The following is a 23,867-nucleotide window of genomic DNA, read 5'->3' on the forward strand; positions in this document are numbered from 1 at the left end:
TCCATTTTGAAAAAAATAACTACAATATTATTTGATTTGGACGGCACGCTGCTTTCCATTGATATGAAAGAATTTGAAGAAATCTATTATACCAGTCTATCTAACGTTTTTAAGTCCATCATTGCGCCCGATAAGTTCCTGGCGATGCTTTACAGCTCTGTGAAAGCCATGGTGAAAAACAAGGAGAATCGTACCAATGAAGAAGTATTTATGAGTGTCATGAAAGAACATGTCGGAGAGGAGCTGCCAGCTTTTCAAAAGCACTTCATCCACTACTATGAAAATGATTTTTCTGTCCTGCGGGATGCGGTAAACAAAAACACTGATATGCTGGAAGCGCTGAAAATACTGAAAGAAAAAGGATATGAGCTGGTCATTGCTACCAATCCCCTATTCCCAAAATTTGCGATAGATCAGAGAATCCAATGGGCAGAGCTTGTTCATGAGGATTTTTCACATATCACCTACTTTGAAGACAGTCATTACTGCAAACCCAACGTCGAATACTACAGCGAGATTCTGGAAACCATTGGAAAGAACCCCCAGGAATGTATGATGGTCGGAAACGATGCTGAGGAAGACCTTGCTGCAGGCGCTTTGGGAATAACAACGTATCTCATCACAAACCATCTTCTCAACCGGAAAAGCCTCGAATACACTGCTGACCATGAAGGCACTTATAAGGATTTTCTCATGTTTGCTGAATCAATGCCTGATGTTCAATAATCTTTTTATACACGAAAAAGGAGCGGGATTCCCGCTCCTTTTTTTTGTATGACCTTATCTTTTGCTGACCATACCAATGATCCACAATAGAATCAATGCGCCTACAACAGATACTATGAAACTCCAGATGTTAAGCCCAGTTGCTGGCCCAAGTCCTAGAAGACCTGCGACCCATCCACCGATAAATGCACCGATAATACCCACAATGATATTTGCTAGGATACCCATCTTGGCATCTTTCCCTGCTATCATGCTGGCAATCCATCCGGATACTCCACCTAATATAATCCATACAATAATATTTGATACTTCTGGCATAACTTTTACCTCCTTATGCTATCTCTTGCTCACTAGACCGATGATCCACAATAGAATCAATGCGCCAATGACTGATACAATAAAACTCCAGATATTGAGTCCTGTTGCTGGTCCAAGCCCTAGAAGACCTGCGACCCATCCGCCAATAAATGCACCAATGATACCGACAATAATATTTGCAAGAACGCCCATCTTGGCATCCTTCCCGGCAATCATACTGGCAATCCATCCTGATACTCCACCGAGTATCAACCATACAATAATATTTGTAACTTCTGGCATGTTATAATACCTCCTTAGATAAATGAGTTTGATCACTTCTTGTAATCTTGAGGTTATTATAGCTTTATCGAAAGTACCGCGTCAACGATTCTAAACTAGTGTTTTCAACTGTTTTCACAATGTTCCATGTTCGCGTATTTCCATGCATTTCCATTCATAATTTTCAAAAAAACGACATGGAAACATTACATCTTTTTTACTATATGTCTATAAGGTGTACATAAGTGATACTTCCTTTATTGAATCAGAACTTGAAGAAATAAAAAAACGGCCACAATCCTGTGACCGTAAATCCATCTGCTACTTATTGGTATCAATATATGCCCATCCGTTTTTAAAGTAATCCAATCCTGACATGATCGTAAAGAACACCGCAACATACATTGCCACAGGTGGGAAAATACTGAAGAATGAGCCCAAGAAAGGCGCAGACTTGAAAAGTTCAATCAAATACTCCTCATGAGTGGAAATCAGCTGTATCAGCATAGATACGATTGCAATGATCTGAGTTGTTGTTTTGATTTTGCCCCATATACTCGCGGCAATGACAACCCCTTCATTCGCTGCAATGGTTCTTAATCCTGATACTGCAAACTCTCTTGAAATTACCACAACTGCGACCCAAGCGCCAATCTGATTGTATTCAACAAGCGCGATCAGTGCCGATGTGACAAGAAGTTTGTCTGCCAATGGGTCCATGAATTTCCCAAAATTTGTGATGAGATTATCTCTCCTTGCAATCTTACCATCTAAATGATCGGTGTAGGCAGCCACGATAAAAATCACAGTGGCTAAAGTAAAATTAAATGGAATTGCTTTCACGGAGATTAGGACTAAAAAAACAGGAACTAAAATCATTCTAAATAATGTCAGCTTATTTGGTAAATTCATATTATCCACTCCAACTTTCGTATTGTCTCATTTCTTTATTTTTACTACTGATAAGTTTATACCAAAAACTTTAATTCTAGCTATATCATCTCATATTCTAATACATTTCACAAGAACTACTCATCCCGTAACTGATACTCTGACATGAGAACCTGCCTTGGTTTTGAGCCGTCCCGCTGTGAGATGACCCCTCGCTCCTCCAGCTGGTCCATAATTCTTGCAGCTCTATTATATCCAATTCTCATTTTCCGCTGTAAAAAGGATGTTGAAGCCTGCTGGTTCTCAACCACAACTTTAACCGCTTCCTGATAGAGCTCATCCCCTTCTTCGCTGTCATCTTGCTCACTTCGACCTTTTTCAATATGCTCCATAATTTCCTGGTCATAAAGAAGCTGATCTTTCTGAACCTTAATCCTGGATACAATTGCTTCAACTTCTTCTTCCGAGATGAATGCTCCCTGTATTCTCTTGGGTTTCTGTTCGCCCACAGGATAGTAAAGCATATCGCCTTTTCCTAACAGCTTTTCCGCTCCACCAGAATCAAGAATCGTTCTGGAATCAATGGCACTGGACACCGCAAATGAAATTCTCGATGGGATGTTCGCTTTAATCACACCAGTAATAACATCTACAGATGGCCTTTGTGTAGCAATCACCAGATGCATACCGGCAGCTCTAGCCATTTGGGCAAGTCTTGCAATATAGTCTTCCACTTCGTTGGCGGAAACCATCATAAGATCAGCCAGCTCATCAACGATAATTACAATATAAGGGAGGCTTTTCAGTTCTTTGTTCTTTTTTGTCAGCTCATTGAATCCTTCAATGTTACGCACACCATATTCGGCGAAGGACTGGTATCTTCTCGTCATTTCATTCACTGCCCAATTCAGTGCTCCAGCGGCCTTCTTCGGATCTGTCACAACAGGAATAAGAAGATGAGGAATGCCATTATAGACATTGAGCTCCACCACTTTTGGATCCACCATAAGAAGCCGAACATGCTCTGGATCGTACTTGTATAGAATCGAGATGATCAGTGAATTTATGCACACACTTTTTCCTGATCCGGTGGCTCCAGCAATCAGGACATGAGGCATTTTCGATAAGTCACCGATAATGGCCTCACCCGATATATCCTTCCCCAAAGCAACCGAAATTTTACTTGTGCTTCGTTGGAACTTCGAGTCTTCAATTACTTCTCTCAAATAGACCGCAGTGGTCTCCTTATTCGGAATTTCAATACCAACTGCAGCTTTTCCTGGAATCGGCGCTTCGATACGTACTCCTCTTGCAGCGAGGGCTAACGCAATATCATCAGACAAGTTCACGATCCGAGAAACCTTTACGCCTGCTTTTGGCTGAAGTTCATATCTGGTAACCGAAGGACCTTTTGAAACATGAATCACTCTTGCTTCTACCCCAAATGACATCAGGGTGTCTTCCAGTTTTTTTGCATTCTCCAGAATTTCATCCCGGTCTTCATTTGCCAGCATACCTTTGATGTTTTGTTTCAGCAGCGCAATTTCCGGAAACTCGTAAGTTGGCTTCTCAAGTTCTTCAAGCCCCATCTGTTCACCTGCAATTTCTTCTAGAGGAGACGTCGTCTTCCTTTTTTCTCTGGTGATCTTAGGCTTTTCCAGCTGTTCTTTTTGAGCCGTGTCTTCATCCCGCTGGTCCTGAGATTTTTCAGATGACATTTCAACTGTGATTTCTGATAAAGTCTCAGGTGTATCAGATTTCTCAACCAATAATTCCTTTGATAAATCATCTTCCTTTAGAACGGTCTTGAGGAGACCTTCGGAGTCCTCCACATCCAGGTGGACAAAAGGCGACTTGGTCTCCTGATCCACCGCATCAATCGTCCGCTCTTCATTACTGTTCATCATTTCCAGTATCTTCAGCTTCTCTTCAACGATTTTCTCTTCATTCTTCAATTCTTGCTTCTGTTCTTGCTTTTGAGCTCTGTATCTCTTCTTTTCTTCTCTTCTGATTTCCAGTTTTCCCTTGGCGGTTCTTCTCTGCTCATTGGTCTTTCTTAAGAAATCATAAATGGTGGTGTTGAAAATCAGCACCAGCGCAACAACATAAAGGCATCCCGCTACAATATAGGTACCAAAAGGTCCAATCAGTCTGTAGAGAGGAACTGCAAGAATCAGACCAAAAATCCCACCATGATTCACATCATCAATGTTCATGAGATTCTTAAGCGTCACCAGGAACCCTTCCCGATGCACCGACTCCATTCTGTTCAGTGAAAGGAGCATTGCAGTAATCACTGCGATCAGAAGCACTCCATAGGTCTTCTTATTGGAGAACAATTGCGGCTTCCTTAGAATCAGTGATGAACCCATGAGCATTACTAAAAGAGGGAACACATAAGCCATGGCACCTAAAGTAGAGACCAGCATGTCTCGTATGGTTTCCCCTAATATGCCTACACTTGTTGACAGCATAGATATCAGCGAGAAAATGCCGACACCAAGGAGCGCTAGACCAATAAGTTCATGATAAAAATCTTTTTGCTTGTCATTCGCCGTTTTACGGCTTCCTTTTCTCTGCGGGGTTCTTTTCGTCTTGGTTGCTGCCTGTTTTCTGACAGTTCCAGTTTTTTTCGCAGAACTATTTGTACTCTTTTTTCTGACAGAAGCAGTCTTCTGTTCTGTGGTTGTTTCTTTCAAAAAAACTACCTCCGTAATCTCTGTAAATTCGATATCATCTATATTCTATCACAATCATCTCTTTATTTGAAATCAGGAAACGGCAGAAATCAAACAATTGTTTTATCTTCATCCACTCTATGATATACTTTCAAAAATAGAGCAGATTAAGGAGAGGAATATCATGAAAACAGACGATCGGTTCATTAAGACTTTCAGCCAAGGAAAACTCAACGTGATGGAAATCTGGGTGGATAAAGAAACGGGTGTCAATTATCTGTATCACTCAGCAGGATACGGAGCGGGATTAACCGTTCTTCTGGGCCAGGACGGAAAACCTGTGGTTACACCTGTGCACACTCTACCCTATTAAGAAGGGACAGGCATTCAGCCTGTCCCTTTGTCTGTTATTCTACTTCTTTTGCTTCTTTTTCTTTCTTTTCCATTTCAATAAGAGCATCTCTTCTTGAAAGATTGATTCTGCCTTGCTGATCAATTTCTGTAACTTTAACCAGAATTTCGTCTCCAATCTCTACAACATCTTCCACTTTCTCCACTCTCTTCATATCAAGTTTTGAAATATGGCAAAGCCCTTCTTTGTTTGGAAGAATCTCGATAAATGCGCCGAATGGCATAATCTTGATTACTTTACCTAAGTATATCTCACCAGGTACTACTTCCTTCACGATACCTTCAATAATCGCAACGGCCTTTTTCACCATTTCGATGTCTGGTCCGCCGACGAATACCTTTCCAGTATCATCGATATCGATCTTCACGCCGGTTTCAGCAATGATCTTATTGATCACCTTACCACCGCTTCCGATGACATCTCTGATCTTGTCTGGATTAATCTGAAGTGTAGTGATCTTTGGTGCATATTTTGAAACTTCTGGTCTTGGTTCTACAATGGCGCTCTCCATCACTTCAAGAATTTCAAATCTTGCGGTTTTTGCATCTCTGATGGATTTTTCAATACATGCAGGAGAAAGACCAGCAATCTTTGTATCTACCTGAATGGCAGTGATTCCCTTTGATGTTCCAGCTACCTTGAAGTCCATATCTCCGAAGAAATCTTCCACACCCTGAATATCTGTCACGATCTCTTCCATGGAAAGATCATCTGTTGTAAACAGACCCATAGCAATACCTGCAGCAGGTCTCTTTAGTGGAACACCAGCATCAAGAAGTGCCAAGGTGGACGCACATACAGAAGCCTGTGATGTGGAACCATTGGATGATAGAACTTCAGAAACAACACGGATGGTGTATGGGAAGTCTACTTCATTTGGTATCAGCGGCTCCAATGCTTTTTCAGCAAGAGCTCCATGTCCAATTTCTCTTCTTCCAGGCCCTCTCATTGGTCTTGTTTCACCAACAGAGTAAGATGGGAAGTTATAGTGATGAATGTATCTCTTGCTTTCTTCTTCACTGACTCCATCAAGAATCTGGATATCACCGATGGCACCTAAGGTGGTTACGGCCATAACTTGTGTTGAACCTCTTGAGAAAATTCCTGAACCATGGGTTCTTGGAAGAACTGCAACTTCTGCTGCCAATGGACGGATTTCATCAAATGCTCTTCCATCTATTCTCTTATGTTCCAGAATCGCCATATCGCGCACGGTTTCCTTCTGAAGAAGATATAGTGTTTCAGCAATATCGCTCTTTCCTTCTGGATATTTTTCATTGAATGCTTCAGCAACCTTGGTCTTGACTTCGTCAATCTTCTTGCTTCTTTCATCCTTGTCTACCATGTGCATTGCTTCAGAAATCAGATCCTTTGCAAAAGCTCTTACTTCCTGTTCAAGATCCTGATTCAATGTATAAAGTACAGGAACTTTCTTTTCTTTTCCGTATGCAGCAGTGATTTCTTTCTGCATCGCTATGATCGGCTGACATGCCTTGAACCCGAAGTCGATGGCTGCGATCATGGTGTCCTCATCAATTTCTTTCGCTCCTGCCTCAATCATCATGACACGGTGTTCTGTGGCACAGACGGTTAAGCTCAGTAAGCTTTCTTCTCTTTCTTTGGACGTTGGATTCAAGATAAACTCTCCATCCACAAGTCCTACCATAACAGCCGCCAAAGGTGTTGTGTATGGAACTGAAGAAATCAGAAGAGCAAAAGCTGCACCATTAATTGCAAGTATCTCCGGCAAGTTGTCATTTTCTACAGAAAGAACTGAACAGACAACCTGTACGTCATTTCTGTATCCCTTTGGGAACAACGGACGCAGTGGTCTGTCAATGGCTCTGCCTGAAAGAATCGCCTTTTCTGTAGGTCTTCCTTCTCTTTTGATAAAACCGCCAGGGATTTTACCTACGGCATACATTTTTTCTTCATAATCCACTGCCAATGGGAAAAAATCGATACCGTCTCTTGGCTTTTCAGAAGCATTGGCGTTGACCATAACCACTGTTTCACCGTAATTCATGAAGATTGCCGCATCAGACAGCATTCCTCTCTCTCCAAATTCAATACCGAAATTTCTTCCAGCTACTTGGATTTCTTTTTTAATTTGCATGAATTCATCTCCTTTTCTTTGCCCAAAGAGCTGAAGAAAAGCACTAAAGATTTCAATCCGATAGATTTTTTAAAAATCAAAAAATCAACACTGTCGTATTCTTTGATTTTTAAAAAACTTCAGATATTCTTCTATAATAAGCTTCTCCGGCTCATTGTAGCATGTTCACTTAATATAAAGCTTTAAGACCAGTATATACTAAAAGCCTGCTTTAGAAAAGCAGGCTCAGAGCACATTTTTTAATTATCTTCTGATTCCAAGCTTAGCAATGATATCTCTGTATCTTTCAATATCTTCAGCCATCAGATAGTTCAGAAGACCTCTTCTTTGACCTACCATCATCAGAAGACCTCTTCTGGAATGGTGATCCTTCTTATGGAACTTCAGATGCCCTGTCAAAGAGTTGATTCTCTCTGTAAGCAGTGCGATCTGCACTTCTGGTGAACCAGTGTCCCCTTCATGTCTTGCGTGTTCCTGGATGATTTCAAGCTTTCTTGCCTTATCCATTTTGCTGTACCTCCTAAATTTTATCCCCTATGACCACGAAAAAAGATAGCAACCCTAATCACGTAGTTCATGGTTCGTTAGGTATTATACCATATCAGAACTTATACTTCAATTACAATAATGTAGAAAGCACCTGATTTCTTGCATAATCCTCATCTTTCTTAAGCTGTTCCACCAGCTCATCTAAACTTGCATACTTCTCTTCATCCCGCATATACTCTACAAAATAGAGCTTCACTTCTTCTCCGTAGATCTCACGGTCAAAATCGAGAATAAAGGTTTCAATACTTAAGGACTTTCCGTCCACAGTTGGATTGTATCCCACTGATGTTATGCTTTTATGCAAAGTCCCATCCAGCATGAGATTCGTATAATAAACCCCAGTCTTGGGAATCACATATTTGGTGTCATAACTCATATTTGCTGTTGGAAAACCGATTTTCCGCCCTAGTTTTTTCCCACCGATCACAGTCCCTCTCAGCATAAACGGCTCAAAGAGAAGTTCATTGGCCTCTTTGATCTGTCCTTTCAAAATGAGGTTTCTGATTCTTGTGCTGCTGATGATATCATCATTACTCAGAGCGGCATCCATGACAAATAGTTTAAATCCATATCGTTCAGACATTTCTCTTAATGTATCAACATTCCCTTTGTTCTGGTATCCATACTTATAGTTGAATCCTACAACGAAGCCCTTTGCATTAAAGTCATGAATGAGACTCAGAATAAATTCTTCCGCTTCTGTTTGCATATATTCCATGGTGAAGGAGACAAAGATTGTCGCGTCCACCCCCTTAGCTTTTAACAAGTGGATCTTCTGCTGGTTATCCATAAGAAGCTTTGGTGCAAGCTCCGGTTTTGCTACAGTCAAAGGATGGTTCTTGAAGGTATAGACCGCACTCTTAAGCCTATCAGCCATAGCCTCATCCACCACTTTATGGATCAGTGTCATATGCCCTTTATGCAGTCCGTCAAAACTGCCCAAAGCAATATACGTCCCTTCTTTGAATTCCCCTTTGATATTTTCGTCTATCACAATCATTTTTAACCTCACATCAGATTTAGTTTCAAATAGAGGATATCTTCCGTCCGTTCAAGGATTCCAAGAAGCTTGCCTTGACCATCCAATCCCTTATAGTGTCCTGCCTTTATACTAGAAACCAATCTTTGATCTTTTACTTTCACACCATTGACGATAAGATTCAAGAAAACATCCGGAACGATCAATGCAGGAAAACTCTTCAGAACTTCCTCCATACCGATCAGATATTTCTCTACGCCTTCCTGTTCAAGCCGGCTCAGTGTAACAGATGCATCCTTCTGAAATCCACCTGTGGCTTCACGGACAAGACCAGTCATTATCGCACCGGAACCAAGCATTCGTCCCAGATCATCAATGATGCTTCTAACGTAAGTTCCCTTAGAGCAGCATAATAGAAATGAACCTTCACCTGAACTTTCGTCATAATCAATCAGGTGTATTTCAGATACATGGATCACACGTGCCTCACGGGGGATTTCCTTCCCATCTCTAGCAAGTTCATATAATCTTTTCCCTTGAACTTTAAGCGCTGAGAACATAGGTGGAATCTGTTTTGTTGTGCCCATAAAAGACTGAAGCACTTCAGTAACATTTGCCAGCTTTGGAAGAGGTTCTCCAGTTTCCTGAACTTCCCCAAAAGCATCCAACGTATCTGATATTTTACCAAACTGAAACGAAGCACGGTATATCTTTTCCCCGTCCATTATGTAATCCACAAGCTTTGTTGCTCTCCCAACACAAACTGGAAGAACCCCTTCTGCCTCCGGATCAAGAGTTCCAGTATGACCAACCTTTTTGATGCCGGTGATACGTTTCACCGAAGCCACCACCTGGAATGATGTCATACCTCTTTCTTTATAAATGTTCAGTACACCATTCAAGATGTCATCATCCTTTCAATCTCAGCAAGTATACGGGTTTTCGCCTGTGCAAGATCTTCTGCTTCGATGTTGCACCCCGCTGCACGGACGTGCCCACCACCACCAAACACAGCACATAATGCGCTGGCATCCAGATACTCTTTTGTTCTCACACTGACCCGGTAAAACCCTTCCGCTTCTTTGAAAAGAATAGACACTTCAGTTTCCTTCGGTTCCAGTCCGTAATTCACAATATCTCCAGTATCCCGATCCGATATGGATAAAACATTGAAGTCATTGGCTTCCAAATTCATCATGGACACTCTGCCTTCAAAATGACTCTCAAGAGTCATCAGTGCACGCCCTAAAAGCTTTACTTGCTTGAACGGAGACGTGGCAAAGAGCATCCGTTGAATTTTAGAGAAATTAACGCCGGTCTCCAGTAGCTTTGATGTGATGCACAGTGTTTTCGATGTCGTACTTGGAAACCTGAAGCTTCCGGTATCCATGACAATCCCTGTATACAGGCATTCCGCCATGGCTTCAGTCACAGGAATATTAAGTTCCCCCAGAAGCTCATATACTATTTCCGCTGTAGAGGCTGATTTGCTGTCCACATAATTGAGATTCCCATACATTTCATTAGAAACGTGGTGGTCCAGATTTATTTTGAATATGTCTGAAAACCCATCTCTTTCCATGGAAAGACGGTCTTTGTTGCCACAATCAAGACATATCAGCAATGTCCGGTCGTCTCTCAATGCATTCAGCTCTCCATACTCCTCATAAAGAGGAAGATAGGACAGGACTTCTGGTCCTGGTTCTTTTGAGAGCACATCCACTTCCTTGCCGATGCTTCTCAGCCCTAAGGTCAACCCCAAGGTACTACCCACAGCATCTCCATCGGGAGATGCATGGGCAACCACAGCAATTTTATTGAATTCGAGAATTTTATCTGCTATATCCCGCAATATCATACTTAATTTCCTTTTTGCTCATTGGCTTTTCGGATCAGCTCATCTATATGCATTCCTTTGTCGATGGTGTCATCCATCACAAAAATCAGTTCAGGTACATAGCGCAGCTGAATTCTCTTTCCCACTTCTCTTCGGATAAATCCTGCAGAGTTTTTCAGTCCTAGGAATGATTCTTCTTTCTGCTTCTCTGTCCCAAAAATGCTCGCATATACTTTTGCATATCTCAGATCTGATGTGACTTCCACATCTGTAATGGTAATCATGGCGGTAATCCGGGGATCTTTCAGTCCATTCATGATGATGGCAGAAATCTCTTTCTTCATCTCTTCGTTGATTCTTCCCGTTCTGTATTTTGCCATACTTTCACCTCATTTCTCACTCTCTAAAAGCTTCTTACAGTTCTTTACGTACAATAGACTCCATCACATAAGCTTCGATGATATCGCCTTCTTTGATCTCATTGAATTTCTCAATAGAAAGCCCGCATTCAAATCCTGCCAGAACTTCCTTCGCGTCATCCTTGAATCTCTTAAGAGAAGCAAGTTTTCCTTCATGGATAATCACACCATCTCTAAGAAGTCTGATTTCAGAATTTCTTGTGATTTTTCCATTCAGCACATAACATCCAGCGATGGTACCAATAGCAGATACTTTATAGGTCTGTCTGATTTCCACACGTCCCTGGACAACCTCTTTGATCTCTGGCGCAAGCATACCGATCATGGCAGCCTTGATGTCATCTACTGCATGGTAAATAACTCTGTAGGTCTTCACATAAACTTTTTCCTTTTCTGCAAGAACCTGCGCATTATTGTCAGGTCTGACATTGAACCCGATGACCACTGCATTGGATGCTGCCGCCAGGGATATATCTGTCTCTGTGACTGCACCAACACCACCATGAATCACACGTACTTTGATCTCATCCGTGGAAAGCTTCTCCAGTGTACCCTTCAATGCTTCAATGGAACCTTGCACATCCGCCTTGATGATGATTGGAAGTTCTTTAATCTTACCTTCCTTCACCTGGCTGTACAGATCTTCCAGAGATACTCTCATCGTACTCTGCTGAAGACTCTTTTCCTTGATCTTTCTCGCTTCCGCCATACCTCTGGCTGTCTTCTCGTCCTTGACTTCATGGAACTTGTCACCTGCCTGAGGCACTTCTGAAAGTCCAAGAATTTCCACTGGTATAGATGGTCCAGCACTCTTGATCTTCTTACCCTTGTCATCAAACATCGCACGGATTCTGCCGTAAGTGCTTCCTACAAGAATAGAATCTCCCACATTAAGCGTACCTTTTTGCACAAGAAGTGTTGCCACAGGTCCGCGGCCCTTATCAAGTTCTGATTCAATAACGGTTCCTGCTGCTCTTCTGTTTGAATCTGCTTTCAGCTCCTCAACTTCAGCAGTAAGAAGAACCATTTCCAGAAGATCATCGATTCCAATTCTCTGCTTAGCAGAAACAGGTACACAGATGGTGTCTCCACCCCACTCTTCTGCCACAAGACCATATTCAGTAAGTTCCTGCTTCACTCTGTCAATGTTTGCACCTTCAACATCAATCTTGTTGATGGCAACAATCATCGGAACGTTCGCTGCCTTACAGTGATTTATGGCTTCTGCGGTTTGAGGCATGATACCATCATCCGCTGCCACAACGAGGATAACAATATCTGTTACCTGGGCTCCTCTTGCTCTCATGGCTGTAAAGGCTTCATGGCCTGGGGTATCCAGGAACGTGATCTTTTCGCCATTGATGGTGATGGTGTAGGCTCCGATGTGCTGAGTAATACCTCCAGCTTCGCTTTCCGTTACTTTCGCCTTACGGATAGCATCCAGAAGTGATGTCTTACCGTGGTCAACGTGACCCATTACCGTAACAATCGGAGGTCTTTTTTCCAGATTCACATCCAGCAGATCTTCTTCTTTTTCATCTGATATTCCTGATGCATCGTCCTTAATCTTCACAATATCGATTTCCAGACGTTTTGCAGCTTTCTCAGCTGTCTCAAAGTCGATTTCCTGATTGATACCAGCCATGATTCCAGTGAAAATCAGCGCCTTTATAACTTCTGCCACAGGCTTCCCGAGCTTGTCAGCAAACTCCTTGACCGTGATAAATTCTCCGATTTCAACCTTCATATTCGCCAGAGCCGCTTCTTCCGCCTCAAGCTGTTCCTGTGCCAATTCTCTTCTTGTTTTCTTCTTCTTCTTTGCGAGGTTTACAACTTCTTCTTCAAGAATCTCCTCATATTCATCCACGATACTCTTCGTAACTTTACCTTCAGTATCCATGGAATCTTCCTTAACCGCTTCCTTATTTCCCTCTGAATCCCCTAGAAGTTCCTTGATGAGTGCAGCATCTTCTTCTTCCACAACACTCATATGATTCTTAACCTCTATCCCAAATTCATCCTTTAATAACGCGATCAACTCTTTACTTGATATCTCCAGTTCCTTTGCAAGCTCATACACTCTGATTTTTGACAATAGGACCACCTCCGTTTTTATTCTTCCATTCCTTTGCTGTTGTACTGTTCTTCGAGTTTTCTTGCCATGTTCCGGTCAGAAACTCCTACAACTGCAATTCCTTCATAACCCAATGCATATCCTAATTCATCAGGAGTGAAATCCTCAATATAAGGCACTTTATACTTTTCACAGTAACCTTTGAACTTATCCTTCGTATTCTCAGAAGCACCTTTGGACAAGATCAGAAGATACAACTTTCTCATCTTGATGGCTTCTTCGTTCTTGTTGTATCCCAAGATCAAATTCCCGGACTTTCTTGTCAGTCCCAGGAAGGACAGCATTTTATCCAACTTCCACCGCCTTCCGAAGATCATCATAGATCTCCTGGCTGATCGTGGTTTCCAAGTTTCTAGACAGTCTTTTGGTCTTAAAGGCCTTTTCCAGACAATCTGTACTCTTGCAAACATATGCACCTCTGCCGGGCTTTTTCCCAACCAAATCCAGAGAAATTTCTCCTTCTTTGTTCTTCACCACACGAATCAGTTCCTTTTTGGGTTTCATCTCCATGCAGCCGGTGCACATTCTCATTGGTATTTTTTTCACCTTCACGTAAAACACCTCTCTTTCCAGTTTAATTAAGCTTCTGAATCTTCCTCTTGGATATCAGTATCCTCCATAAGTTCAGATGCTGTTTCAGCTGTTTCAGCTTCTTCAGTGACTGCGTCCACTAGAATTTCTTCTGTTCTTACCACATCTTCTTCCAGTTCCGCTTTCTCCAGAAGTTCCTGCTCATACTGCTTCTTGCTCTTGATGTCAATTTTCCATCCAGTAAGTTTTGCCGCAAGCCTTACGTTCTGACCTTCTTTACCAATGGCCAGAGACAGCTGGTTGTCTTCCACCACTACCTTGCAGGCGTTTCCTTCATTCATGATGATAACATCCAGAACTTTAGCAGGGCTTAAAGCATTGGCAATGAACTCTTTAGGGTCCTTGGACCACTTGATGATGTCGATTTTTTCATTTCTCAGTTCATTCACGATGTTCTGTACTCTTGTTCCTCTTGGCCCAACACAAGCACCCATGGGCTCCACTTCTGAATCATTTGAATACACAGCAATCTTTGTTCTTGAACCAGCTTCTCTGGAAATAGCCTTGATTTCTACAATTCCTTCATAGATTTCAGGCACTTCCTTTTCAAAAAGCCTTTTGACCAGCCCAGGATGGGTTCTAGATACGGAAATCATCGGCCCCTTCGGATTCTGCTTCACTTCCACGATATACAGCAGAATCTTGTCATTGAACTGATAATTCTCTCCAGGAATCTGTTCCTGAGGTGTCAAAACTGTTTCTGTCTTTCCAAGGTCGATATAAATATTTCCCTTGTCTTTTCTTTGAACAGTTCCCATGATCACATCAAATTCTTTTTCATGATACTGATTATAGAGAATGCTTCTTTCCGCTTCTTTAATTCTCTGTGTGACAATCTGCTTCGCAGACTGAGCGGCCACACGCGCAAAATTAGCAGGAGTCACTTCGTTCTCCACCACATCCAGCAGTTCATATCTAGGATCGATTTCTTTTGCTTCTTCCAGAGAAATCTCATCTTGCGGATCCATCACTTCTTCTACAATTCTTCTCAAAGAGAATACCTTGATTTCACCTGTCTCTCTATCGATGTTGACTCTAACGTTCTGAGATCCGGAATTTACATAATTTTTTTTATATGCTGCAATCATCGCATCTTCGAGTGTCTCAAAAAGCATCTCCTCACTGATTCCCTTTTCCTCTGCGATGGCTTTTAATGCCAGAATAACTTCATCTTTCTTTTTCACAGTTGCCTTTGCCATTTTATCCTCCTTAGAATTTTTACAAATCTACTTCAATATTGATACTGCGAAGATTTTCAAATGTAACTTCCAATGACTTTTTGTCTTTTTCAACAAGAAGCCCTCCACTCTGAACTTCCTTCAGGACGCCAATGAACTTCTTGGAACCGTCCACCGGTTTCTTCGTTTTTATCTGAACTTTTTCTCCCACAGCTGCTTCCATATGAGCTTTAGTGAATAAAGTCCTGAAAACTCCTGGTGATGAAACTTCCAGATTGTAATCTTCAGAAATCGGATCCTTCTCATCCAGAATGTCACTGATCCTTCTGGAAACTGCTTCGCAGTCCGCAAGAGCAATTCCGTTCTCATGTTCAATATAGAATCGAAGAATGTTCATTCCGTCCTCATGGACATATTCCATATGATACATACCATATCCCAAAGCTTCAATTTCTTTCTGGAATAGCGGTTCCAGTTCCTTCCATTTTTCCATGGTCTCACCCCATTATAATTATTTGACAATTTTGTTTTGTGTTTTAAGTTTTTTCCTAATGAAAAACGCAACTAGATTACAGTTGCGCCACACAAAACGAAAGAGCGGGTTTTGCCCACTCTTCAAGTTCAAAGTTATTCTTCTTATAAATAATAACATAGTATTTGGAGAAATTCAACCCCTACAGATTGAAGAGAGAGAGCTGGTTTGTCTCGTCCATACCTTCAAGAGCGCCACAATTTGATAGCGTTTCAATGACTGTTTTAGAAATCTTGCAGCGTAATCGGAGATCCTCCTTAGAAATGAAAGGACTTCTCTGGGCTTCCTCATAAATGGACGTGGCTGCATTCACCCCCACACCCACGAGACAGCTCAGAGGCGGTCTGATTTCACCTTCTTCGATGAGAAACTTAGAGCCATGAGACAGGTAAAGATCCACTGGTTTGAACTTTAGCCCCCTCTTGTACATCTCATAAACAATCTCTAGTATCGTGATCATGTTTTTCTCTTTTGCTGAAATGTTGTTTCCAAGCTCATAGTATTCTTCCAGTTGTTTCTTCACAGCCACTTCGCCTTTCAATATCAGCTCTCCATCAAAATCCGATGCTCTGGTGGAATAATAAGCCGCATAATAAGCCAGTGGATAGTAGACTTTGAAATAAGCGATACGCATAGCCATCATGACATAAGCTACCGCATGCCCCTTTGGAAACATGTATTTGATTTTTTTGCAGGATTCGATATACCATTCCGGTACATTGTTCTCTCGCATGATGACTTCGTCCTCATCCTTGAGCCCTTTTCCTTTTCGAACACTCTCCATGATGGTGAATGCACGTTTTGCTGGTAACCCTTTATAAATCAGATACACCATAATATCATCACGAGTACTGATACATTCGCTCAGCGTTGTGAATCCCTCTTTAATGTAATACTGGGCATTATTCAGCCAAACATCCGTACCATGGGAAAGTCCTGATATTCTCACAAGGTCCGCAAAAGACTTAGGACTGGTATCCAGAAGCATCCCTCGGACAAACTTCGTCCCGAATTCCGGAAGACCTAAGGATCCCACTGGAATCCCCAGCTCCTCTTCTGTTACCCCCAAGGCTTTTGTAGACGTGAACAGAGAGATGACCTTCTCATCATTGAGAGGCAGAGATTTGGGGTCTATACCAGTCAGGTCCTGAAGCATTCTCAGCATGGTTGGGTCATCATGGCCAAGGATGTCAAGTTTCAGAAGCCTTCCTGAAATGGAGTGATAATCGAAATGGGTCGTTGTGATATCTGACGACTGATCATCCGCTGGCCTCTGAACAGGAGTGAAATTATGGACATCATTGTCCCTGGGCACTACCATGATGCCTCCAGGATGCTGTCCTGTGGTTCTTTTCACCCCTACAAGACCTAGGGAAAGCCGCTCGACTTCCGCCGTGGGAAGATGCATTTCACGCTCCTCCAGATACTTTTTAACATAGGCATACGCGGTCTTATCCGCTACCGTGCCGATGGTGCCTGCTTTAAACACATAACCTTCCCCAAAGAGCTCCTCTGTGTATTTATGCACTACAGCCTGATACTCTCCCGAGAAGTTCAGATCGATATCAGGTTCTTTATCTCCTTCAAACCCAAGGAAGGTCTCAAAAGGAATATCATGGCCATCCCTCACATATGGAGTTCCGCATTGAGGACAGTCTTTCAGCGGCAAATCAGCTCCACTTGAAATACTTCCATCCAGGAAAAATTCATTATGTCTGCAAGACGGACAACGATAATGGGGTGGCAGGCCGTTCACTTCAGTGATGCCTGTAAAAGTAGCCACGAGAGAAGATCCGACAGAACCTCTCGATCCTACCAGGTATCCATCAGAAAGTGACTTTGCTACCAGTTTGTGCGCAATGAGATAAAGAACGGCATATCCATTGCTGATGATGGAGTTCAGCTCCTTTGTCACACGTTTTTCCACCACTTCAGGCAAGACATCGCCATAAAGTTTATGTGCTTCCGTCATGGTCATTTCCCTGATTTCCTCATCCGCCCCATCAATTTTGGGTGGGAATGTCCCCTTAGGGATGGGAAGAAAGTCCTCGATACTGTCTGCAATGAGGTTGGTGTTCTTCACCACAATCTCATAGGCTTTGTCACGGCCAAGATAGGAGAACGAAGCCAGCATCTCATCTGTGCTTCTGAAATACAGATCCAGATCATCATTCTGATTGTTGTACCCCTGAGATGCCAGGAGGATTTTCCGATAGAACTTGTCCTCTTTATTCAAGTAATGGACATCTCCAGTGGCCACCACAATTTTACCTTGAGATTCACCAAGAGAGATCAGTTTCCTATTTAGGTCTCTTAACCCTTCCATGTCCTGAATACGGCCGTCCTTAAGAAGATCCAGATTGTTTTCCACGGGCTGTACTTCGATGTAGTCATAGTAAGAGGCCATGGTCAGAATCTCATCTTCCGTTCGGCCCTCCATGATATATCGTACAAGCTCTGAATTGATACAGGCGGATCCCAATAAAAGTCCTTCCCTCTTTTGTTCCAGAACACTTTTTCTGATTCTAGGCTTCATGTGGAATGACTTCAGATGGGACTCCGTGACCATCTCATACAAATGCTTAAGACCAGTAAGATTCTTCACGAGAATTGTTGTATGATACATCGGCAGTTTTTTATAATCCATCTCTTTTTTGCTCCGCTCATTCAGTTCCCTGAAGGAATGGATTCCCATGGTTTCCATTTTTTCCATGGACTTTTGAAGAATCCTGTGCGTGGTCTTGGCATCATCCACCGCTCTATGATGAGACCCCATATCTATACCCAGATGTCTTGAAATAACATCCAGCCGGTGTCTCTTCAGATCAGGGTAGAGGAATCTCGCCATGGGTACTGTATCCATAATGGGATTATCAATGCTGCGGCCTACATCTGCCAGATTCTTCCGAATGAAGCCCACATCAAAGTATGCGTTATGAGCAACCAACGTAGAATTTCTGATGAAATCCTCGAACTGAAGAATCACCTCTCCAATAAGAGGAGCATCTTTCACCATGGTATCTGTGATTCCAGTCAGTTCGGTGATTTTAGATGGAATGGACCGCTCTGGATTGATGAAAGCCGAGAACTCATCAATGACCTCACCATCCCTCACCTTTACTGCTCCGATTTCGATGATCTTATCATTCATAGAAGAGAACCCTGTGGTTTCAATGTCGAATATCACAAGATCTTTCAATGTCTCATCTATGTTCTCAATGATGTTCATCTCGTCATTGACAACATAGGCTTCCATACCATAGATTGCTTTGACCCCTGTAGATTTCGCCTGATCCATGGCTTCAGGATAGGCCTGAACAACTCCGTGATCTGTAATGGCCACAGCACGGTGCCCAAAATCTTTGGCTAGTGAAAAAACAGACTTCGCTGAAGCCAGGGCATCCATACTGCTCATATTGGTATGCAGATGCAGTTCTACCCTTTTTTCAGCTGCCGTATCTTTTCTCTTTACTTTTTCCATTTTATAGATATCTCGTGCGATCATCGTCAGCTCTTTCGAGTACATATCCAGTGTGACGTTCCCTTTGAACCGAAAAACTTGGCCTGCCTTAATCGGAAGTTCTTCGCCTTCTTTCAGGAAGACTTTTACAGCAATAGAGCTGGAAAAATCCGTGACATACAGTACAAGAAGGGTTTTCCCATTTCTCAGTTTCTTCTCATCTGTTTTGAAAACCTCACCATCTATGACACAAATCCCAGCATTGTCATCCAGTTCTTTGATTCTGACACTTGGCTCTTTAATAGCTTTTCCAAAGATGACGTTCTCATCTTGAGATTTTTTCTGCCCCCTTGCAGGTTCATCAGAGGATGCTTTTCTGGCAGGCATCACCATTTTCGGCGCTTCCACCTTATGCTCTGCACTGGCTTGTGAATCTTGTCTTGCTGCCTGAAGCTCTTTATTTACATCAAGTTCTTTCCTTACAGGAGTTAGAGCGACATTCAGCACCGTTTCCGCATGGACACTCTGTCCGTAATATTGGGAAATCAGTGTTTCTATATGTTTAACCGCATCATGACTCCTAAAATTCGTAATGAGGGCTGGGCTGTAATGTTGGATTTTCAGATGTCCTTCTGCCAGATGGACATCTGCATCTTTTAAAAAATTATACCGAAGCGGTTCTGACAAAAAAATCCCCATGAGAACATCCTGGATATTCTCGTGGGTGAGCTTATCCAGGATATTGACAATCAGGGTATCACTTTCCTGTCCTGTAACATTCCTCATGAAATTACCGATGGGCTCTTTTACTTTTGGATCCAGAACCCGGAATGATTTTAGAAAGACTCTGAACTGATTTTGTTTTTTAAGATACTCAACTTTCAGCACATCCTGAATCTTATACGCAGAGAGTGAGGACTCTTTGCTGAGCAGGTGATTAATTTCCAATCAAAGCCCTCCTCCTTTCCTGATCTTTACAGTTTGTCAATTTCTTCTAAAAGAGCTGCTACCAGCTCCTCTTCTTTCACTCTTCGTATAATGAGGCCCTTCTTGAATATCAGTCCCATGCCGTTTCCTCCAGCGATACCGATATCTGCTTCTCTGGCTTCGCCAGGTCCGTTGACCACACATCCCATAACTGCGACTTTAATATTTTTCTTGCTGTCTTTTAGCGCATCTTCCACTTGGTTCGCAATTCCAATCAGATCAATTTGAGTCCTTCCACAAGTAGGACAAGACACAAATTCAATACCATCTTTCAGATGCCCTACAGACTTTAGAATCTCTCTTCCAACTTTTATTTCATCAATGCTGTCACCTGTTAAGGATACTCTTATGGTATCCCCAATGCCCTCGGACAGAAGGCCTCCGATACCAACAGAGCTTTTGATGGTCCCTCTCCAAGGTGTCCCAGCTTCCGTTACGCCCAGATGGAGCGGATAGTCCACTTCTTTAGAGAGCAAACGGTAGCTGTTCATCATGGTCATGACATCAGAGGACTTTATCGAAATGATCGTGTCATAAAAATTGGCATCCTCCAGAAGCTCGACATGACGAAGCGCACTCTCCACCAAAGCTTCAGGTGTCACATGACCATACTTTTCAAGAAGATCTTTCTCCAGCGAACCTGAGTTCACTCCCACTCGGATGGGAATCCCTTTTTCTTTACAGACTTCTGCCAGAAGACGAACTTTGTCTTTCCCACCGATGTTTCCCGGATTAATTCTCAGTTTTGAGATTCCGTTTTCAATGCTCTTCAACGCCAGACGGTAATCAAAGTGAATATCTGCGACAACTGGTATTGGAAGCTGCCTTGTGATCTCCTTCAGTGCTTCAGCTGCCTCCATATCTGGCACAGCCACACGGATGATATCACACCCTGCCACCATCAAAGCTCTTGTCTGGTCTAATGTAGCTTCAATATTTCGTGTATCGGTATTTGTCATAGACTGTACACTGATCTTACTGTCTCCGCCCACATAAATATTCTTAATTTTTATTTTTCTCGTTGGTCGACGTTCAATCATCAGAAGCCTCCTGGTAAAAAGATATCCTTAAATGTAATCAGCAGCATGAAACTCATGAGTATGGCAAAACCGATGGTGTTCCATACACCGACAAACTTGTCCGGAATTTTCCTTCTGCTGACCATTTCCACCAAAAGAATCAGGATCCATCCTCCATCCAGTGCTGGAAATGGAATAAGGTTCAGAACCGCCAGATTAATGCTGAGGAATGCAGCAAAGGATGCCAGATTCCACAAGGAAACACTCGCGACTTCTGTCGAGATTTTAAAGATTGTGACCGGACCACCAAAATCATTGATGGAAGCTCGTCCAGTGAAAAGCACCTTTAAGGAAAATATTGTTTGAGCAATCAATGATCTGCCCTGATTAAACGCAGCACCAATGCTTTCAAAAACACCTGGATCAGTATCTGAAACAGGTACAACGCCTACAAGAGCTCTTCCTTCAGATTCCATCGGTGTAAGTTTCTTTACGACCCTGCCATTTGCTGTCTCAAGTTCAAGAGTAACATCTTGTAAACCGTTATAAGCAATATAGGTAGAAACATCCTGAAATGTATAAGCTTTTTCCCCATTGACACCAACAATTTTGTCACCCGCCATAATGCCTGCTTCCTCAGCGGGAGAGCCAGGAATTACTTCTGAAATCACATTACTGGAATACCCGTTGAAAATCACGATGACAAAGAGGACTGAAACAGCCATGATGATGTTCATAATGGGTCCCGCTGCAATAATACTGATTTTCCTGAGAGGGCTTTTGGAGAAGAAGGAACCCTCCCCTTCCTCATCTGCAGTTTCTCCGTACATCTTCACAGAACCACCGATGGGCAGTATTTTTAAAGAATACAGGGTGTTCTTTCCCTGCTTCTTGAAAATTCTGGGACCCATACCTACAGAAAACTCTTCTACAGTGACGCCATTGAGTCTGGCAACGATAAAATGGCCGAATTCATGCCCAAGGACCAGAAGCCCAAAGGCAAATATTGATAATGCTAAATACATGTTCTCACCTCTTCATTTTGTTTCGGACAAAAGCTTTTACTTCATCATGGGCAGAAATCACTTTTTCAAGAGAGATTTCCCCCAGATCCCTATAGGCATCCATCGCCTGTTCCACTACTTCTACAATTTCATGATACCTTATCTGATTCTCCAGGAATAAAGCAACCGCTTCTTCATTGGCGCTGTTCATTACTGCAGTCTGAAGGCCTCCTCTTTTACCAGCTGTATATGCCAAGTCCAGCGCTCTGAACGTATTCCTGTCCGGAGCCTCAAAGGTCAGCTTTGATATCTCCAATAAGTTCAATGGTTTTGCAACAGGGCTTGTTCTATCGGGATAATTGAGCGCGTACTGTATTGGCAGTCTCATATCCGGTGCTCCAAGCTGAGCAATGACACTGTTGTCCACAAACTCGACCATGGAATGAATAATGCTTTCAGGATGCACCAGAACCTCGATCTGATCATATTCCACATCAAACAGCCATTTGGCTTCGATTACCTCCAGCCCTTTGTTCATAAGGGTGGAGGAGTCGATGGTGATTTTAGCTCCCATCACCCAGTTCGGATGTTTTAAAGCCATCTCGCGGGTGACAGTTCTTAGAAATGCCTGATCTTTCCCTCTGAAGGGACCACCAGAAGCAGTCAGGATAATCTTTTGTATTTCTTTGTGTTTTGATCCCTGAAGACTCTGAAAAACTGCAGAGTGTTCAGAATCCACTGGTAGAATACGCACGCCATACTTTTTAGCAAGCGGCATAACAAGTTCTCCAGCTGCAACAAGGGTTTCTTTATTCGCAAGTGCGATATTTTTTCCACTCTCAATGGCAGCAATGGTTGGTTTAAGCCCTACCATACCCACCAAAGAAGTCACAACAGTATCTGTGACTGGAAGAGTTGAGATATGGATGAGCCCCTCAGAACCATACGACGCTTCTCCTTGAAACCCTATGGATTTCAGCATCTCTTCCGCTTCCGTTTTTAACGACTCATCTGTCACTGCCACAGCACTTGGATGGAACTCCTCAATGATGTCTTTCAACACCGAAAGGTTTTTATGTACCGTAACCCCTGATAATACAATACCTTTTTCTTTTCTTAGGACATCCAGCGTTTGTGTTCCTATGGATCCGGATGCACCAATAATCGCAATATTCTTCAAATGGGATAACCCCTTTCTTTTCGAAATCTGGTTGAATTTATTATACTAGAGAATTATTAAGAAATTCCTACAAAAAAATGATACTTGGAATCAGATCACCTCGAGACCAACTCCAGATGCTCTATTATTCTAACACAAATCTTCATTACACTCCATGAAGATACTCTGAACGTACACAGCGTTCTGTGCTTCGAGTTCATAAAATCAAAAGAGTCCGAAGATAACTTCGGACTCTTTACATGTCATTCAAAAATGTCATTATTTGGTTCTTTTCAGCAGAAGGGTCAGAATATAGTTGTTCAGCGAACGGTTCTCTTTTTCGGCTTCCTTCAACAGTTCTTCCTTCAGTTCTACTGGTAATGTAAACAGTATCTTGGTTTTAGGCTCTTTTTTCATAAGCTCCCTCCTCTTTGTACATATGACAAATTTACTGTTGTATATACTATACCTCTTGCCTCGGGACAATACAATATATATTATTTAAAATTCTTATGAACATCTTTAATTTTTTGGTATCAAAATGAAAAAGAGCCATGCCAAAGGAATGACTCTTTTTTATACAAGGATGTGCAGCCATGAAACTACGGCATCACGTC

Annotated in this window: 22 protein-coding genes; 2 read left to right on the forward strand and 20 right to left on the reverse strand. The window is 42.3% G+C overall.

All coding sequences use genetic code 11. From position 1 onward, the window contains the following. Positions 1-6 precede the first annotated feature (6 nt). Positions 7-726 (forward strand): HAD family hydrolase, encoded by a 720-nt coding sequence (locus T487_RS0100455; RefSeq protein WP_051651407.1) that lies wholly within the window; start codon positions 7-9, stop codon positions 724-726. 54 nt (positions 727-780) lie between these two features. Here the strand turns inward: T487_RS0100455 and T487_RS0100460 are convergent, their stop codons facing one another. From T487_RS0100460 to T487_RS15250, 4 genes are all read right to left on the reverse strand, one after another. Continuing rightward, complete coding sequence (locus T487_RS0100460) at positions 781-1,044, reverse strand: GlsB/YeaQ/YmgE family stress response membrane protein (protein WP_031572680.1); 264 nt, start codon at positions 1,042-1,044, stop codon at positions 781-783. Positions 1,045-1,062: 18 nt separating this feature from the next. Beyond that, positions 1,063-1,326, reverse strand: a complete 264-nt coding sequence (locus T487_RS0100465; protein WP_031572682.1) for a GlsB/YeaQ/YmgE family stress response membrane protein — start codon at positions 1,324-1,326, stop codon at positions 1,063-1,065. A 300-nt stretch (positions 1,327-1,626) separates the two neighbouring features. Beyond that, complete coding sequence (gene pgsA / locus T487_RS0100470) at positions 1,627-2,217, reverse strand: CDP-diacylglycerol--glycerol-3-phosphate 3-phosphatidyltransferase (RefSeq protein ID WP_031572684.1); 591 nt, start codon at positions 2,215-2,217, stop codon at positions 1,627-1,629. A 116-nt stretch (positions 2,218-2,333) separates the two neighbouring features. Continuing rightward, a complete protein-coding gene (locus tag T487_RS15250; RefSeq protein ID WP_423219159.1) occupies positions 2,334-4,895 on the reverse strand; it encodes an FtsK/SpoIIIE family DNA translocase in 2,562 nt (853 codons plus the stop codon). A 163-nt stretch (positions 4,896-5,058) separates the two neighbouring features. Here T487_RS15250 and T487_RS0100480 point away from each other — a divergent pair, with 163 nt between their 5' ends. Beyond that, positions 5,059-5,247, forward strand: coding sequence for a DUF6440 family protein (locus T487_RS0100480; protein ID WP_031572688.1), 189 nt, complete (start codon positions 5,059-5,061; stop codon positions 5,245-5,247). Positions 5,248-5,281: 34 nt separating this feature from the next. On the opposite strand, the gene T487_RS0100485 is transcribed toward T487_RS0100480, so the two are convergent. From T487_RS0100485 to T487_RS16595, 16 genes are all read right to left on the reverse strand, one after another. After that, positions 5,282-7,402: a polyribonucleotide nucleotidyltransferase gene (locus T487_RS0100485; RefSeq protein ID WP_031572690.1), complete on the reverse strand. Its 2,121-nt coding sequence runs from the start codon at positions 7,400-7,402 to the stop codon at positions 5,282-5,284. 243 nt (positions 7,403-7,645) lie between these two features. After that, positions 7,646-7,909 (reverse strand): 30S ribosomal protein S15, encoded by a 264-nt coding sequence (gene rpsO, locus T487_RS0100490; RefSeq protein WP_031572691.1) that lies wholly within the window; start codon positions 7,907-7,909, stop codon positions 7,646-7,648. Positions 7,910-8,021: 112 nt separating this feature from the next. Next, on the reverse strand, positions 8,022-8,951 hold the full coding sequence (locus tag T487_RS0100495) for a bifunctional riboflavin kinase/FAD synthetase (protein WP_031572693.1): 930 nt from the start codon (positions 8,949-8,951) through the stop codon (positions 8,022-8,024). A gap of 8 nt (positions 8,952-8,959) precedes the next feature. Next, positions 8,960-9,832: a tRNA pseudouridine(55) synthase TruB gene (truB, locus tag T487_RS0100500; RefSeq protein WP_031572695.1), complete on the reverse strand. Its 873-nt coding sequence runs from the start codon at positions 9,830-9,832 to the stop codon at positions 8,960-8,962. Next, on the reverse strand, positions 9,829-10,788 hold the full coding sequence (locus T487_RS0100505; RefSeq protein ID WP_031572696.1) for a DHH family phosphoesterase: 960 nt from the start codon (positions 10,786-10,788) through the stop codon (positions 9,829-9,831). Before T487_RS0100505 ends, truB begins: the two co-directional genes overlap by 4 nt. A 2-nt stretch (positions 10,789-10,790) precedes the next feature. Further along, complete coding sequence (rbfA, locus tag T487_RS0100510) at positions 10,791-11,147, reverse strand: 30S ribosome-binding factor RbfA (RefSeq protein WP_031572698.1); 357 nt, start codon at positions 11,145-11,147, stop codon at positions 10,791-10,793. A gap of 34 nt (positions 11,148-11,181) precedes the next feature. Further along, positions 11,182-13,281, reverse strand: a complete 2,100-nt coding sequence (infB, locus tag T487_RS0100515) for a translation initiation factor IF-2 (RefSeq protein ID WP_031572700.1) — start codon at positions 13,279-13,281, stop codon at positions 11,182-11,184. A 17-nt stretch (positions 13,282-13,298) separates the two neighbouring features. Continuing rightward, the gene (locus tag T487_RS0100520; protein ID WP_341349273.1) at positions 13,299-13,604 is read right to left on the reverse strand and encodes a ribosomal L7Ae/L30e/S12e/Gadd45 family protein; all 306 of its coding nucleotides are present in this window, start codon (positions 13,602-13,604) and stop codon (positions 13,299-13,301) included. Position 13,605: 1 nt separating this feature from the next. Beyond that, positions 13,606-13,872 carry an RNase P modulator RnpM gene (gene rnpM / locus T487_RS0100525; protein WP_031572703.1) on the reverse strand — a complete coding sequence of 89 codons (267 nt, stop codon included), beginning with the start codon at positions 13,870-13,872 and terminating at the stop codon, positions 13,606-13,608. A 26-nt stretch (positions 13,873-13,898) separates the two neighbouring features. Then, complete coding sequence (gene nusA, locus T487_RS0100530) at positions 13,899-15,110, reverse strand: transcription termination factor NusA (RefSeq protein ID WP_031572705.1); 1,212 nt, start codon at positions 15,108-15,110, stop codon at positions 13,899-13,901. A 19-nt stretch (positions 15,111-15,129) separates the two neighbouring features. After that, positions 15,130-15,582 carry a ribosome maturation factor RimP gene (locus T487_RS0100535; protein ID WP_031572707.1) on the reverse strand — a complete coding sequence of 151 codons (453 nt, stop codon included), beginning with the start codon at positions 15,580-15,582 and terminating at the stop codon, positions 15,130-15,132. A gap of 181 nt (positions 15,583-15,763) precedes the next feature. Continuing rightward, entirely contained in the window at positions 15,764-20,029 is a 4,266-nt protein-coding gene (locus T487_RS0100540) for a PolC-type DNA polymerase III (RefSeq protein ID WP_031572708.1), read from the reverse strand. A 26-nt stretch (positions 20,030-20,055) separates the two neighbouring features. Then, positions 20,056-21,105: a flavodoxin-dependent (E)-4-hydroxy-3-methylbut-2-enyl-diphosphate synthase gene (gene ispG / locus T487_RS0100545; RefSeq protein ID WP_031572711.1), complete on the reverse strand. Its 1,050-nt coding sequence runs from the start codon at positions 21,103-21,105 to the stop codon at positions 20,056-20,058. 2 nt (positions 21,106-21,107) lie between these two features. Beyond that, a complete protein-coding gene (rseP, locus tag T487_RS0100550) occupies positions 21,108-22,112 on the reverse strand; it encodes an RIP metalloprotease RseP (protein WP_031572713.1) in 1,005 nt (334 codons plus the stop codon). A 4-nt stretch (positions 22,113-22,116) separates the two neighbouring features. Continuing rightward, a complete protein-coding gene (locus tag T487_RS0100555; RefSeq protein ID WP_031572715.1) occupies positions 22,117-23,271 on the reverse strand; it encodes a 1-deoxy-D-xylulose-5-phosphate reductoisomerase in 1,155 nt (384 codons plus the stop codon). 258 nt (positions 23,272-23,529) lie between these two features. Continuing rightward, positions 23,530-23,667 carry a hypothetical protein gene (locus T487_RS16595; protein ID WP_169738433.1) on the reverse strand — a complete coding sequence of 46 codons (138 nt, stop codon included), beginning with the start codon at positions 23,665-23,667 and terminating at the stop codon, positions 23,530-23,532. Between the last annotated feature and the right edge of the window lie 200 nt (positions 23,668-23,867).

The organism is Proteiniclasticum ruminis DSM 24773 (assembly GCF_000701905.1).
In the GTDB taxonomy this organism is placed as follows: domain Bacteria; phylum Bacillota; class Clostridia; order Clostridiales; family Clostridiaceae; genus Proteiniclasticum; species Proteiniclasticum ruminis.